The sequence below is a fragment of the Psychrobacter maritimus genome (genome assembly GCF_029953575.1).
Classification (GTDB): Bacteria; Pseudomonadota; Gammaproteobacteria; order Pseudomonadales; family Moraxellaceae; genus Psychrobacter; species Psychrobacter maritimus.
Window position 1 is genome coordinate 125,191 of record NZ_CP124526.1, and the last position, 15,510, is coordinate 140,700.

The 15,510-nt window shown below is 44.9% G+C and carries 9 protein-coding genes and 1 pseudogene; all 10 read left to right on the forward strand.

Annotation, left to right across the window (positions count from 1 at the left end):
* Positions 1–19: 19 nt before the first annotated feature.
* The 10 genes and pseudogenes from QJS82_RS00550 to QJS82_RS00600 all read left to right on the forward strand — a co-directional run bounded on the left by QJS82_RS00550 (position 20) and on the right by QJS82_RS00600 (position 15,327).
* Positions 20–655, forward strand: a complete 636-nt coding sequence (locus tag QJS82_RS00550; RefSeq protein WP_281490865.1) for an AMIN domain-containing protein — start codon at positions 20–22, stop codon at positions 653–655.
* Positions 656–715: 60 nt separating this feature from the next.
* Positions 716–2,022: pseudogene (locus tag QJS82_RS13715) on the forward strand (RNA-guided endonuclease InsQ/TnpB family protein).
* Between the two features lie 165 nt (positions 2,023–2,187).
* Complete coding sequence (locus QJS82_RS00565; RefSeq protein ID WP_281490868.1) at positions 2,188–3,900, forward strand: type IV pilus secretin PilQ; 1,713 nt, start codon at positions 2,188–2,190, stop codon at positions 3,898–3,900.
* A gap of 164 nt (positions 3,901–4,064) precedes the next feature.
* Positions 4,065–4,628, forward strand: coding sequence for a shikimate kinase AroK (aroK, locus tag QJS82_RS00570; RefSeq protein ID WP_201565531.1), 564 nt, complete (start codon positions 4,065–4,067; stop codon positions 4,626–4,628).
* Positions 4,629–4,690: 62 nt separating this feature from the next.
* Positions 4,691–5,881, forward strand: coding sequence for a 3-dehydroquinate synthase (gene aroB / locus QJS82_RS00575; protein WP_281490869.1), 1,191 nt, complete (start codon positions 4,691–4,693; stop codon positions 5,879–5,881).
* Between the two features lie 193 nt (positions 5,882–6,074).
* Positions 6,075–7,193 (forward strand): hypothetical protein, encoded by a 1,119-nt coding sequence (locus QJS82_RS00580; RefSeq protein ID WP_281490870.1) that lies wholly within the window; start codon positions 6,075–6,077, stop codon positions 7,191–7,193.
* A 145-nt stretch (positions 7,194–7,338) separates the two neighbouring features.
* Positions 7,339–7,824: a winged helix-turn-helix domain-containing protein gene (locus QJS82_RS00585; RefSeq protein WP_281490239.1), complete on the forward strand. Its 486-nt coding sequence runs from the start codon at positions 7,339–7,341 to the stop codon at positions 7,822–7,824.
* 29 nt (positions 7,825–7,853) lie between these two features.
* A complete protein-coding gene (locus QJS82_RS00590; RefSeq protein WP_281490238.1) occupies positions 7,854–8,375 on the forward strand; it encodes an IS630 family transposase in 522 nt (173 codons plus the stop codon).
* A gap of 899 nt (positions 8,376–9,274) precedes the next feature.
* Positions 9,275–13,738, forward strand: a complete 4,464-nt coding sequence (gene gltB / locus QJS82_RS00595) for a glutamate synthase large subunit (protein ID WP_281490871.1) — start codon at positions 9,275–9,277, stop codon at positions 13,736–13,738.
* A gap of 167 nt (positions 13,739–13,905) precedes the next feature.
* Positions 13,906–15,327 carry an FAD-dependent oxidoreductase gene (locus QJS82_RS00600; protein ID WP_281490872.1) on the forward strand — a complete coding sequence of 474 codons (1,422 nt, stop codon included), beginning with the start codon at positions 13,906–13,908 and terminating at the stop codon, positions 15,325–15,327.
* Positions 15,328–15,510: the final 183 nt, after the last annotated feature.

Here is a 15,510-nt window from a genome sequence, read left to right on the forward strand (position 1 = left end):
ATTTTTTGAGGAATACATAATGACAGTACGCAATAACAAGGTAATGACGATGAACAACCGCGTATCTTCTACGTTTGCCATCTCTGCATTGGCAATGAGTATGGTAGCAGTTAGTAGCAGTGCTCATGCTGAGCAGCGCATCAATAACGTCTCTGTGGTACAGACCGCACCGGCCGTTACCCAAATGCGTTTGGGCTTTGCCGGCCAACCAGTATTACCTGCCGCTTATCAGCTTGATAATCCAAGCCGTTTGGTATTGGATTTTGAAAAGGTACAAAACGGACTTGACAGTCGTTTTAATGAATATAACGTCGGTATGATCAAGGATGTCACTACCCTAAATAGCGACAATACCACCCGTCTAATTGTTGGACTCAAACAAGCGGGAAATTATACCACCGCTATTGAGGGCAATGATTTGTTGTTAACGATTAGCGACCCTAGTCGTCCAGTGGTTAATCAAGTAGTTACCAATGACCCTGTACAAGACGTGCTTAATGGCAATGCGGGTATCACTACCACTGCTGTTGTTACACCGATAGTTGAGGCCAGTAGCGTAGCAGCTGCGCCTATCAAACCGCGAAAGAGGACTCCATCCGACATTAGGGTGGAGGTGAATTTCGCCTCATTGTTACTGTTTATTTACACATCCTGACCGTGAATTTGGTATGCTTATTAAGTATTATTGTATTAATAAACTCGCCAAGACTATTCCATGAAAATCAACAAAGCGTATCAATTTAGGCTTGAGCCTAATGTAGAGCAACAGATTATTCTAAATAATCTTGTCGGCTCTGCACGCTTTGTTTGGAATCAAATGCTAGCGATCTCATTTGAGATGTTTGCCAAAAATGAATTTATTAATGCCACCAACTTGGTTAATAAAATCATGGATCTAAAGAACAATCCTGATTTTTCTTTTTTGAAATCTCAATCAAATGCGGTGTCCTTACAGCAAAAGATTCGTGACTTGGCATCGGCTTGGTCAAGGTTTTTTGATCCTAAAGTTCATGCCAGGCTCAAAGAAAATAAAAAGAAACCTCGTAAACCCAAGTTTTTTAAACTGGCTAATGGAATGGAGATACCACTTCGTCCACTAATGCCACGCTTTAAGCGCAAATCCGATGGCTGTGACTCAATTCGCTTGGTTCAATTTGATAAGTATTGCCGTATTGAAGGCAACCGCGTCAAACTACCAATGGCGTGGGCTTTGTGAAATTTAGAAAATCACAAGACATCATCGGCATCATTAAAAACATCACTATTAGCAAGAAATCAGGGCACTGGTACGTGTCTTTTGGGTGTGAGCGAGAACTGGGTCAAAACCCAATTCACCCCTCTACAAGCGCCATAGGTATTGATTTAGGTGTCACTAAACTCATTACCACCTCAGAAGGTCAGCACATCAACCCCAAAAACAGCTTTAAAGCCAATCAAATTAAACTGGCCGCATTACAGCGCCAATTAAGTAGAAAAGTCTTATTCAGTCAAAACTGGAAAAAGCAGAACCGTAAGATTCAAAAATTACACCATCACATCGCCAATATTCGCCATGACTACTTGCACAAAATCACCACCGCGATCAGCAAAAACCACGCCATGATTGCTTGTGAGGACTTAAAAGTAGCCAATATGTCGAAGTCTGCAAGCGGTACGTTAGAAAACAAAGGGCGTAACGTCAAAGCCAAGTCAGGATTGAATAAATCCATTTTGGATCAAGGCTGGGGCATGATGATTGATATGCTTGAGTACAAGCAGCATTGGACAGGCGGATTACTTGTCAAAGTCAATCCGCAATATACCAGCCAAACCTGCTTTGAGTGCAAGCATATTACCAAAGAGAATCGACAAACTCAGGCTAAATTTGAGTGCGTCAAATGCGGGCATACAGCAAATGCTGATGTGAATGCAGCTAAAAATATTCTTGCGGCAGGACATGCCGTGTTGTCTGTGGAGGGAGGACGCAGTAAAGGTCGCCCGATGAAGCAGAAAACTTGTGACATTCGTGAGAAAGTCGCCTAAGAGCTTATGCTTTTAGAATCCCCCGCTTGAGCTTGGCGAAAGTGGCGGGAGTATGTCAATCGTACCACAGCTACTAGCTCTACAGTAAACAAAACCGCAGTCCCTGCTGATACCATGGTGGTGCGCGTCAATCCGTTGCTAAGCCCACAGCTTGCGGCCTCACAAGTGAGTAAGCAGTATAGTTATGACGGTTTAACGGCGGTTAATTTTACCGCAGGCAATGATGGTGGCGGTAATGTCAGTATTGCGCTTGCCAACGAAGCCATTCCAGTTGACTTCCAGCGTCAAGGTAACAAGTTGGTTGTACGTTTAACCGGCAGTACCGTACCGAGAAATTTATTACGTCGCTTAAACGTGGATAGTGGTCTGGTTGATAGTATTGATACTAAAAACCAAGGTCAAAATGGTGTGATCACTATCAATGTTAAAGAAGATTATGAGTATCAAGCTTATCAATCGGGTAACCAGTTAAATATCAATATCCGCAAGCCTGAGCTACTTCGTGAGCCAACGCTTGAAGAAAAAGTATATAGCGGTGAAGCGCTATTTATGGAATTCCAAGACGTCGAAATCCGTAGTGTGTTAGATATCTTGGCACAGTTTACCGATATGAATATCGTGGCTAGTGATTCGGTCGCGGGTAATATCACCTTGCGCCTGATTAATGTGCCTTGGGATCAAGTGCTAGATATTATTCTAAAGAGTAAAAATCTTGGTAAGCGTGAAAATGGCAACGTGATTTTGGTTGTGCCCTCGACTGAGCTTGCTGAACAAGAAGCTCGTGAGCTTGAAGCGCAGCAAGCGGTTGAGTCGTATGCGCCGCTACGCACGGAATACATTCGCTTAAGCTATGCTAAAGCGGCAGATGTTTTGACCCTTATCTCTCACGGTAGTGGCTCATCAGGTGGCAGCGGCACTGGCAACACAAATTCTACTGATAACAATACCTTGTTGTCTAACCGTGGTACGGTAACGGTTGATGAGCGTACCAATACCTTGATTATCAAAGATGTCGCTGAAAGCATTGAAAATATTTATAAGCTGATTGGTAAAATTGATATTCCAGTCCGTCAAGTAATGATTGAAGCGCGTATTGTTAGTGCTACTGATAGCTTTAGTAAAGAGATCGGCGTGCGTTGGGGTATCTTGTCAAACGGCGCTGCCAATAACCGTAACTTGTTGGTCGGTGGTAGTAATCAGACGCTATGGGACTTAAAAGATTTTGACGTAGAAACAACGACAGTGAATGGTCAAACGGTTTCTTATCCTAAATATGACATCAGCCGCCCTGATAACTTAAACGTTGACTTAGGTGTTGCTAATCCAGCGGGTAGTATCGCTTTTGGGCTACTTAGCATGTCAGATGTGATGCTCGATCTTGAGCTATCAGCACTACAAGCCGATAACCGCGGTGAAGTGATTTCGACACCAAAGATTTTGACGGCTGATAAACAAACTGCAAAAGTATCTTCTTGTACACAAATTCCTTATCAAGAAGCCTCGGCCAGTGGCGCGACCACGACCAGCTTTAAAGAAGCGGCATTAAGTCTAGAAGCGACGCCAAACATTACGCCTGATGGCAAAATTGGTTTGCAACTTGTTATTACCAATGGCACGCCAACGATTATTAATAATCAGGTAGCGATCGCTGAAGATTCAATCTCGACCAACGTCATTGTTGAAGACGGTCAGACCATTGTTCTAGGCGGGGTCTTTAAAAATCGTAGCAGTAATGGTGTCGATAAAGTACCTTTCTTAGGTGACTTGCCTTATATCGGTCGTGCCTTCCGCCGTGATGTCCGTAATAACTCTAAAGAAGAGCTGCTCATCTTTGTCACGCCAAAATTGATTAATGATGGCATCAGCCGTTTAAATTAATCAGCGTTTAGTGACTTTATAACTAAAAAAAGCAAGCATCAGCGCTTGCTTTTTTTATGGCCAATTTTTGCGTGTGCTTGGATTTTACTCACAATAATCAACGCGCATTACTAGCCAGAATATCAATGACGTTGTATCATACCTAATTTAGCTGAGTGCGTATTATGGTTGAGGAATTACCGTCGGTATTTCTAGTGGGGCCGATGGGAGCGGGCAAGACCACCATTGGCAGGTTACTGGCTAAGCAGTTAGGGCGCTCGTTTGTAGACAGTGATTGGTATATTGAGTCACAAACTGGCGCAGATATTGCTTGGATATTCGCCAAAGAAGGCGAAGCGGGCTTTCGCGAACGGGAGACGCGTGCCATCGATGAGCTGACGCAGCAATCACAAATTGTCTTAGCGACCGGCGGCGGCGCAGTAATGGCGGCCGAAAACCGTGCATTTCTTAAAGAGCGCGGCATCGTCGTCTATCTCAATGCTCCGGTGGACGTGCAAATGGCGCGTACTGCCAAAGATAAGTCGCGACCATTATTACAACAACCGAATCCTAGAAAAATATTGCAAGATTTATACAGCGCCCGCGACCCCTTATATCGGCAAGTGGCGCATATTATCATGCCGACCGGTCATACCTATCCTCGCCATATGGTCAATCAGTTATTGCAGCAACTAGACGCATTTTGTGCCTCAACTTCTATCAGCTCAGCACATCAAGAAGATGAATAAGAAAGATTTGAATAAACAACGCCGCTCAATTTAATTCAATCCTCATACTTAAGGAGATTTTCATGGCAACGCCACTGTTTCATGCCATCCTAACAGTACAGACGCAAAGTCATGATTATCCTATCGTCATTACTGAAAACAGTAATGCAGGCAGCCCTAAAAACATTGTTAATAACGCTGCTGAAAACGCTGCTGAAAACGCTGCTAATAACATTGCTGAAAATGGCGCTAAAAAAAGCAGCATGGCAAGCAAAATTGCTCCTTATATTACAGCTCGTCAAGTCCTTATCGTCACCAATGAGACGGTTGCACCTTTATACTTAAAGGCTTTACAAGAGGAGCTTGAAGCACAGTTTACCGTCAAGGTTTGTGTGCTCCCAGATGGTGAACAATATAAAAACCAGACCAGTATCAATCAGATTTATGATGCGCTGATGGCCGAGCAATTTAACCGTGATGTGACCCTAATCGCGCTTGGTGGTGGGGTGGTCGGCGATATGACAGGCTTTGCCGCCGCAAGTTTTATGCGCGGGGTCAATTTTATTCAAATCCCAACGACTTTGCTATCACAAGTGGATTCAAGCGTTGGCGGCAAGACCGGCATCAACCACCCCCAAGGTAAAAACATGATTGGCGCATTTTGGCAGCCGCAAATGGTGCTTGCCGATATGAGCACGCTGAAAACCTTGCCGGCACGTGAGCTATCAGCAGGATTGGCAGAGGTCATTAAGTACGCGCTGATTATGGATGCAGAGTTTTTGACTTGGCTTGAGGGCAATCTACCAGCGATGATGGCTTTGGATTTAGCCGTACTTGGCGAAGCGGTGAAGCGCTGCTGCCAGTACAAAGCCGATATCGTCGCACAAGACGAAAGAGAGTCCGGTGTGCGTGCCTTATTAAACTTTGGCCATACCTTTGGTCATGTGATTGAAACCCATGAAGGCTATGGTAATTGGCTACATGGTGAGGCGGTCGCGGCTGGTATGGTGCAAGCGGCTGAGCTGTCGCAAAAGCTTGGTTGGTTAACGAGTGCTGACGTTGCCCGTATTAAACGCGTATTGGTATTGGCAAATTTACCTATCACGCCACCCGCTATTGACGTACAAACGGCGTTAGGTTTGATGGGACATGATAAAAAAGTCAAACACGGACAAATCCGCCTTATTTTGTTAAAATCATTAGGTGAGGCGGTATTAACCAATGAATTTGATGCTGAGCTGTTAACAGAAGTATTGGCACAGCATCACTCATAAAGGTGGCTAAAGGTTAATAAAGGCGTCAATACTGTTAATAATAGAGTCAATACTATTCATCATAACGTTAAGACTTTAATTTATGGCCTTATCAGTAAGTGACAATTTTTTAACTGCATCTTTATAAGTATTGCGTTATAAATGGCTTTTTATCAGACTATCTTTATAAGTACTTTTCCCCAAGGACATCTCCATGGCAGCATCACGCTCGACGACTCGCACAGCTGGGCAGAAATATCGCCGTCAAGCATTGATTTGGCTGATAGCGACACTGCTATTGGGCGTGTTTACCGCCTTAGTTTGGATGTTTAGTCAAACGCCAGCGATGGGCGCAAAAATCGAGAATGAGCCAATATCAGCGCCGCAAGCCTCAACTGATGAGCTTGAGCAGCCGTTAAAGATAGAATCCTTGCATGAGCTTGATACCGATGTGCAGCCGATTAGTTTTGATGCCACCGTCCGTGATTTGCGCAGCTACCCCGATGAGTTTAAAGATAAGCGTTATCTGCTGGCCAATAAAGGCAAGTGGACAGTGCAGGTGATGAATGTCGCTGAAAACGATGTGATTGTCAGCTATTTAGAAAGCCGTGAAGATCGCGAGAAGTTTGCTTATTTTCGCTATCTTGATGAAAACAATCAAGTACGTTATATGCTGACTTATGGGCTGATGAGCAGTCCACAAGAAGCGGTTGGCGCGGCTAAGCTAATAGACTTTAAGCTGCCTGCTAATGTGCGTGTGTTGCCAGAAGAGATTAATCGCTACGTCAGTATTATTGATAATTATGAGCGTCCTGATCCCGTCAAGGACTTAAGCACCAAACGCACGCGCGCTGTCAATTTGCGCCCAACCAAACGCGAAGTGCCGGTGCGTCAGAAAGCACCAGCTAACGATAGTGCCACCGAGCAAACAGCAAGTAATGCCAATCGCGGCGCGCAAGAAGGGACGAATAATAGCACTGCTGAAAGTATTCGTCAGTCAGTCGATACCTCTGAGACTTTATCTGTCAATGAAGAGCGTACGGTCGGTATCGAAGAGCAGACAACGACTGCACCAACACCAAAAAATGCAGATAATAGCCGAAAATCTGAAGCAAGTAACAATAATGAACCGAAAAAACCACCTGTGGTTGAAGCGCCTAAACCGCCGAATGCAAATGCAAACAGCAATGCGGCTAATAAGAACGCCAATTCCAATGCGGCTAATAAAAATGCCAATGCTAATAACAATGCTAATAACAATGCCTCAAAAAATAACGCCTCAAAGAACAACAATGACAGCATAAAAGAGCTTATTGAAGAAAAAAGCAATTAATTTCAATGAGCGTTTATTAGAAAAGCCTACCAGCTATCCTGTTTGGTAGGCTTTTTTGCGTCTGTGATTTTGATAAGTAAGATTGCATTTGAATGTATGCAGTGGTTATTAATACCAAACCCAAAATATATAGTATAATCCATTTATGACTATACCAATACATAACCTAGAAGATCATGACTTTGGCAAACACTCAAAGACCGAGAGTAACCCCAGAGCCCGACTACGCCTGCTTATCTTATACCAATATAGTATAGGCAAAGCCACTAACGATATTGCCAAAGATCTTTGTATTCACCCTGAAACTGCCAGACGTACATTGAAACGATATCATGAACGAGGACTTGAGAGTCTCTATGATCGTCATCGCAAAGGTCGCCATAGTAAACTGGCAGAAGCAGACACAGACGCTTTTAAAGCCATGATAGTCTCTGAACAAGACAAGCGAGCTGGCGGTCGTTTGACCGGTAAAGATATTCAGCAATTGGCTAAAGAACACTACAACGCCCACTATACCGTCAATGGTATCTACGAGCTGCTTAAGCGTATCGAGATGAGTTGGATAAGTGCTCGTAGTCAGCATCCAAAAGCAGACCTACAAGCTCAAGACGCTTTTAAAAAAACTTTATAGCACAGGTTAAGGCGTCCTTACCCACTGATGTGAGCCTAGATCAAGTGGACATCTGGTTTCAAGATGAAACTCGAATAGGACAACAAGGCTCATTGACCAGAGTTTGGCATTACCGAGGACAACGACCTCGACTCATCAAGCAGCAACAGTTTAATTCCGCTTATCTGTTTGGTGCCTTTTGTCCAGCGACAGCAGAGGCGGTAGGTTTAGTATTGCCTTCAGTCAATAAACACACAATGTTATTGCATATGCTTGAGATTAGTAAAGCCGTACCAAAAGGACGCCATGCGGTAGTAGTGATGGACGGCGCATTGTGGCATCAACCAAGCTTGAATCAGGGCAATGTCACTATGCTTAAATTACCGCCTTATTCACCTGAGCTTAATCCCTCTGAGAGAGTATGGCAGTACCTTAAGCAAAATGAGCTATCTAATCGTTGTTATGAAAGTTATGAGGCTATTGTCGATGCCGCATGCTTGGCTTGGAATAATCTGCTTAAACAGCCACAGAGAATCCGGTCTTTAACTACTCGTACTTGGGCGCAATTTTAATTATTGGGATTGGTATAAGTTTTAATATTAAGGTTCATAGGCATGGAAAACTACCTAAGAGCGCATATATAAACAGCTTAAACGGGGTCTCAGTCGAGAAAGTTAGTAATGGCATCATCATTGATAATATAATTTTTTACAAAATCGAGAACATAAAGACATAGAAAAGACTAGATTTTTTGTCAATCATTAACTAAGATAACTATGGGCGACGTTCTGTATAGTTATCGTAAATTGTTATTTAACATCGCAGCATTTAGTAAGTAGGCTTGCTATAAATACAAGCACTTACGCTTATGTTGTTGTCTCAAGCGCTGCTACTTGCCATCTCTATTAAGCTTATTGCAAGTGGCACAATCTCTCGTTATTACCCTAATTGGGGTCATTAAGGCGCTTGAGTACAGAGCGTCTGATATTCAAATTTGACGGTTTAGGCTAGTGATAGTAGCTACTTTAGCCATCATTTTCTTATCATTCACTTGGCGCATTATCTATCGAAGTGGTTAACGCATATCAGCATTTACCAAGGTTTATGCGACTCACATTGGGCGCCTTAACTGCTGAAATAAAAGCGCAAGCCTGTAAAGATCGATAGTGAATGATGTATAAGGCCTTTAAGGATAAAAGGATAGATAGGGTGATGATCATTTATCTCATCTCCTGAATGCAGTCCTTTTAATAGCCAACCCTAAAGTAAAGGTTTCAATTACTGTATAGTAATTAAAAGAGTAAAGAGAATCGTGGTAAGTATTTTTATCACCTTTAGAATCTTTACTCTATTTGCTCTGCCTGCGTTTTATTAATCCGCTTATGTGAATATATACCCGTTCTGCCTGCGGAGTTTGGTTTGTACATCATCTGAGATGTATATGCTGTCTGCTTACTTAAAAGGACAAGCTATGTCAATGATTTCCTCCTCTACGCATTTGGCGACCCCAGATGACTTCTCTGATAATTGTGGCTTTGGTTTAATTGCTCATATTGAGGGCCAAGCCAGCCATGATTTGGTAAAAACAGCCATTCACAGCTTAAGTTGTATGACCCATCGCGGCGGTGTCGCAGCGGATGGTAAAACCGGTGATGGTTGCGGTTTATTATTGGCGACGCCAAGCGTGTTTTTTAGCAATATTGCAGCTGAGCAAGGGTTTACGCTGACGGCCAATTTTGCAGTAGGTATGGTCTTTGTTAATTTAGACGAGACAAAAGCGCAGTATAGCCGACAGGTGCTCAATGAAGAGCTTAGCGCCCAAGGCTTAGAGGTAGCTGGTTGGCGTGATGTGCCACTTGATTTGAGTATCGTTGGTGAGATTGGTCGTGAGACCTTACCCGGTTTTCAGCAAGTATTTGTCAATGCAGCAGATGAGCTAGCCGCCGATGATTTTAACCGTAAGTTATTTGTCGCGCGTAAAAAAGCGGAACAACGTTTGGTTGATGACGAGCAGTTTTATGTATGCTCATTAAACTGTCAGACGATTATTTATAAAGGTTTGGTCATGCCATCAGACCTGCCAGCTTTCTTTTTAGACCTACAAGATACGCGTTTGGCCTCGCATATTGTGGTCTTCCATCAGCGTTTTTCGACCAATACGTTACCACGTTGGCCACTGGCGCAGCCGTTTCGCTATTTGGCGCATAATGGTGAGCTTAATACCATTACCGGCAACCGTAGCTGGTCTGAAGCCCGTACGCCAAAATTAAAATCTGATAAATTGCCCAATTTGAACGAACTAACGCCACTGGTTAATAGCACCGGCTCAGACTCATCAAGCTTAGATAATATGCTAGAAGTATTGATGTCGGGCGGTATGAGTTTGTTCCATTCGATGTCGATTCTGGTGCCACCCGCTTGGCAAAACGTCGATAGCATGGATATGGATTTGCGCGCGTTTTATGAGTTTTACTCGCAGCATATGGAAGCATGGGATGGGCCAGCAGGTTTAGTGATTCAAGATGGTCGCTACGCTGTCTGTATGCTTGACCGTAATGGTCTACGTCCGTCACGTTGGGTCACGACCAAAAACGGTTATATCACTGTCGCGTCTGAGGTTGGCGTTTGGGATTATGCGCCAAAAGACGTGCTCGCTAAAGGTCGGGTCGGTCCCGGTCAGATGCTGGTGATCGATACCATGACTGGTCAAATAATGGATACCAAAGCCATTGCTACCTTGCTCAAAAAAGCGCATCCATATCGTAAGTGGCTACGTGAAGAAGCGACGCGTATCCGTGATGATGAGCGCCTTGAAGAAGAGTTAGCCGCACAAGCCTGCCGCGGCGAGCCGCTAAAAGCATTGCAAAAAATGTATCACATCACCAATGAAGAGCGCACCGAAATCATCCGTCCTAATGCCGAAAATGGTCAAGAGCCAGTCGGTTCGATGGGTGATGATACGCCTATGGCAGTGCTGTCGCAGCAAATTCGCCATGTCGGCGACTTTTTCCGCCAGCAGTTTGCACAGGTGACCAATCCACCGATTGATCCATTGCGCGAGTCCATCGTGATGTCGCTACAGACTTGCTTAGGTGCTGAGACCAATGTGTTTGCGCCATCAGCACGCGACGCCCATCGTATTATCTTATCGTCGCCAGTTTTATCAGCCAGTAAAATGCAGCAGCTCGAAACTTTGGCTGATCCAGCGTTCCAAATGGCGCGTATCGATTTAAACTACGATGCCAATCTTGAGTTATCAGCCGCCATCAAAGCTATCTGTGAGCAAGTGGCAATTAGCATCCGTGCTGGTCATACTTTGATTGTCTTATCTGATAAAAATATTACTGCCGATAAAGTACCGGCCAACGCCATAATGGTCACCGGCGCGGTACATCATTACTTAATTGCCCAAGGTATTCGTACCGATGCCAATTTAATCATTGAGACTGGCTTGGCGCGCGATTCGCATCAAGTAGCGGTATTGATTGGCTTTGGCGCGACCTGTGTTTATCCATATTTAGCTTATGACGTCATCGATGATTTGGTAGCGACTGGTGAGCTGCTTGGCGATCCGATTCAAGCGCGGGTAAATTTCCGTAAAGGCTTGGATAAAGGTTTACTAAAAATCTTATCAAAAATGGGCATCTCAACCATTGTCTCTTATCGCGGTGCACAATTATTTGAAGCGGTTGGGCTCTCTGAAGAAGTGGTAAGCTTATGCTTTAAAGGTGTGCAAAGCCGTATTAAGGGCGCAACTTTTGCCGATTTGGCTGCCGATCAAGCACAATTGGCTGCCAATGCCTTTAAACGTCGTGCGCCCCTTGATCAAGGTGGCCTGCTGAAGTTTGTCTTTAATAAAGAATACCATGCCTTTAATCCCGATGTGATTAATAGCCTACATACCGCTGTACGGACAGGCGATTATGACAATTATCGTCATTATGCCGATTTGGTCAATAGCCGTCCCGTTGCGACCTTGCGTGATTTATTGCAATTAAAAACTGATAATTCTATCGATGTTAATGAGGTCGAAGATATCTCAGCAATCTTGACGCGCTTTGATTCAGCAGGGATGTCATTAGGAGCATTATCACCCGAAGCCCATGAAGCGATTGCCATGGCGATGAATACCATTGGCGGGCGCTCAAACTCTGGTGAGGGCGGTGAAGATCCAGTACGTTACGGCACTTTGCGTAATTCAAAAATCAAGCAAATCGCCTCTGGTCGATTTGGGGTGACACCGGCCTATCTGCGTTCAGCAGAAGTGATGCAGATTAAAGTCGCACAGGGTGCTAAGCCGGGTGAGGGCGGGCAGCTGCCAGGTGGTAAGGTCAATGCGTTAATCGCCCGTCTGCGTTATTCGGTACCCGGGGTAACCCTCATATCACCGCCGCCGCATCATGATATTTATTCAATCGAAGATTTGGCGCAGCTGATTTTTGATTTAAAACAAGTCAATCCAGATGCTTTGGTATCGGTAAAATTGGTCTCGCGTCCGGGAGTTGGTACGATTGCAACGGGCGTGGCAAAAGCCTATGCCGATTTGATTACTATCTCAGGCTATGATGGTGGCACAGCAGCATCGCCACTGTCGTCTATCCATCATGCTGGCTCGCCGTGGGAGCTAGGGCTTGCTGAAACTCATCAGTCGCTACGTGTTAATGGCTTGCGTGATAAAGTCCGTATCCAAACCGATGGTGGTCTAAAAACCGGTCTTGATGTGGTCAAAGCCGCTATTCTCGGTGCTGAAAGTTTTGGCTTTGGCACCACGCCGATGATTGCGGTTGGTTGTAAGTACTTGCGCATTTGCCATCTTAATAACTGTCCGACCGGCGTTGCCACCCAAAAAGCCCAGCTCCGCGATGAGCACTTCATTGGCGAAGCAGAAATGCTCATTAACTTCTTTAAATTTGTCGCGACTGAAACGCGTGAATGGCTTGCGGCATTAGGCGTACGCAGTATGGAAGAGCTGGTCGGACGTACTGACTTGCTTGAAGTGCTAGAAGGCAATACCGATAAGCAGCGTCATTTGGATTTAACGCCGTTATTATTTAGCCATCCAGCCAGTAGTGGCAAAGCGCAAACCTGTCAGGTTGCGCGTAATGAGCCGTTTGATAAAGGCTTGCTTGCTGAGCAGATGATTAGCGATATGCTGCTCAATATTCGTCAAGGGAACGGCGGCGATTATAGCTACGCCGTCGGCAACTGTGATCGCTCTATCGGCGCGCGTATTTCAGGCGAGATTGCGCAGGTATGGGGCAATATTGGCATGAGTGATATGCCCATTAAGCTGCATCTAAACGGCACTGCAGGGCAAAGTCTCGGTGTTTGGAATGCGGGCGGCTTGCATATTGAGCTTGAAGGTGATGCCAATGACTATGTCGGCAAAGGCATGGCGGGCGGTGAGATTGTGATTTATCCACCGAAAGACTCAAGCTTTCATGCGCAAGAAACTGCTATCATCGGTAATACCTGTCTCTATGGTGCAACAGGCGGTAAGCTATATGCGGCTGGCACGGCAGGCGAGCGTTTTGGCGTACGTAACTCTGGCGCGCATGCGGTCATCGAAGGTACAGGCGACCATTGCTGCGAGTATATGACCGGCGGTATCATTACCATCCTTGGTCGTACGGGCCTGAATTTTGGCGCGGGTATGACGGGTGGATTTGCGTATGTGATCGATATGGATGGTGACTTCTTTGATCGCTGTAATCATGAGCTGATTGATTTAAACCGTATCTCGAGTGAGCAAATGGAAGGTCATCGTATTTACTTGCAACAAGTCATTGAAACCCATGTCGATAAAACCGGTAGTGCGTGGGGGCAGACCATCTTAGCGGACTTTGAGCATTATGCGCGTAAGTTCTATTTGGTGAAGCCCAAAGCGGCAAACGTTGCGACCTTGCTTAAGACCACGACAGCTGATCCACAATAAATGGAATGAGTCAGCAAGAGGTTTACGAGCAGTTTTCATACATAGCTTTAATGCACATTTTAAGCAGGTAAATGACAGCCGGTATCTGTAAATTTGCCTCATTGAGGCTGCAGATATTGGCTGTCGTTAGCCACTATAAAATACCTCTATATAAAAGAGACAATACCATGGCAAAACGCTTAGAAAATAGTTTTCAGTTTTTAGATGTACCACGCCTTGAGCCCACCAAAAAAGACATCGCTACCCGTTCAACCGAGTTCGTCGAAATTTATCATCCATTTGAAAGTGAATCAGTGGCGCAGCAATCGCATCGCTGCCTTGAATGCGGTAACCCGTACTGTGAGTGGAAATGTCCGGTACATAACTACATTCCCAATTGGCTTAAATTGGCGGCAGAAGGTCAGATATTTCAGGCGGCAGAATTGTGCCACCGTACCAATACTTTGCCTGAGGTTTGTGGACGTGTCTGCCCGCAAGACCGCTTGTGTGAAGGCGCTTGTACGTTAAATGATGGCTTTGGTGCGGTGACTATTGGCAATGTTGAGAAGTATATCAACGACACCGCTTTTGCCCTTGGTTGGCGTCCTGATATGTCCGATGTGATTTTGACGGACAAAAAAGTCGCTATTATTGGGGCTGGTCCAGCAGGTTTAGGCTGCGCAGATATCTTAGTTAGAAATGGTGTAACACCTGTTATTTTTGATAAACGCCCAGAAATTGGCGGCTTATTAACCTTCGGTATTCCAGAATTTAAAATGGAAAAAGACGTCATGCGCAATCGCCGTGTCATCTTTGAAGGCATGGGCATGGAGTTTCGTTTAGAGACAGAAATCGGTACTGATATCAGTATTGATGAGCTGCTAAGCGAGTATGATGCGGTATTTATGGGCATGGGTACTTACACCTATATGCGTGGCGGTTTTGCTGGTGAAGAGCTTGAGGGCGTCTATGATGCGCTAGATTACCTGATTGCCAACGTCAATCGCTGCAACGACTGGGAGAAAAATCCAGAAGAATATATCGATTTAAAAGGTAAAAAAGTGGTGGTGCTAGGCGGCGGTGATACGGCAATGGACTGTAACCGTACCAGTATTCGTCAAGGGGCGCAGCAAGTGGTTTGTGCTTATCGCCGCGATGAAGAAAATATGCCAGGCTCCCGCCGCGAAGTGGTCAATGCGCGCGAAGAGGGTGTTGAGTTTTTATTCAATCGTCAACCGACAGAAATCATTGGCTTAAATGGCAAAGTGAACGCGGTCAAAGTGATTACCACTCATCTAGGCGCGCCTGACAACCGTGGTCGCCAGCGCCCAGAGCCCATTCCCAATTCAGAAGAAATTATCCCATGTGATGCGGTTATTTTGGCCTTTGGTTTCCGTCCTAGCCCTGCTGATTGGTTTGCAGGGCAGCAAATCACGATGGACAGCTCGGGTCGGGTCGTAGCCGCCGAAAAACAAACCTATAAATTTCAAACCAGTAACCCCAAAATCTTTGCTGGTGGTGATATGGTACGCGGCTCTGATTTGGTCGTGACAGCGATTTGGGAAGGTCGTGAAGCGGCGGAAGGTATTCTAGACTTCTTAGAGGTGTAGCATTTAGCGCTAGCAATAGCTAAAGGCTCTTAGCCAGACGTTCTTAACTAAGCACTATCTTGGCGTGCTTTTTTGTTGTTATGTGCTAGCATGTTTTGACCTTTAACGTCTTTTATCTTTTAATAGATGAAAGGCGTTATTTTTTGACCATTGCTTTATTATCGCTTTATCAATAGTTAAGTT

Excerpts from the sequence above, each read along its gene's own strand:
- QJS82_RS00550 (WP_281490865.1), top strand. The coding sequence starts at position 20 with ATGACAGTACGCAATAACAAGGTAATGACGATGAACAACCGCGTATCT.
- aroK (WP_201565531.1), top strand. The coding sequence starts at position 4,065 with ATGGTTGAGGAATTACCGTCGGTATTTCTAGTGGGGCCGATGGGAGCG.
- aroB (WP_281490869.1), top strand. The coding sequence starts at position 4,691 with ATGGCAACGCCACTGTTTCATGCCATCCTAACAGTACAGACGCAAAGT.
- QJS82_RS00580 (WP_281490870.1), top strand. The coding sequence starts at position 6,075 with ATGGCAGCATCACGCTCGACGACTCGCACAGCTGGGCAGAAATATCGC.
- QJS82_RS00585 (WP_281490239.1), top strand. The coding sequence starts at position 7,339 with ATGACTATACCAATACATAACCTAGAAGATCATGACTTTGGCAAACAC.
- gltB (WP_281490871.1), top strand. The coding sequence starts at position 9,275 with ATGTCAATGATTTCCTCCTCTACGCATTTGGCGACCCCAGATGACTTC.
- QJS82_RS00600 (WP_281490872.1), top strand. The coding sequence starts at position 13,906 with ATGGCAAAACGCTTAGAAAATAGTTTTCAGTTTTTAGATGTACCACGC.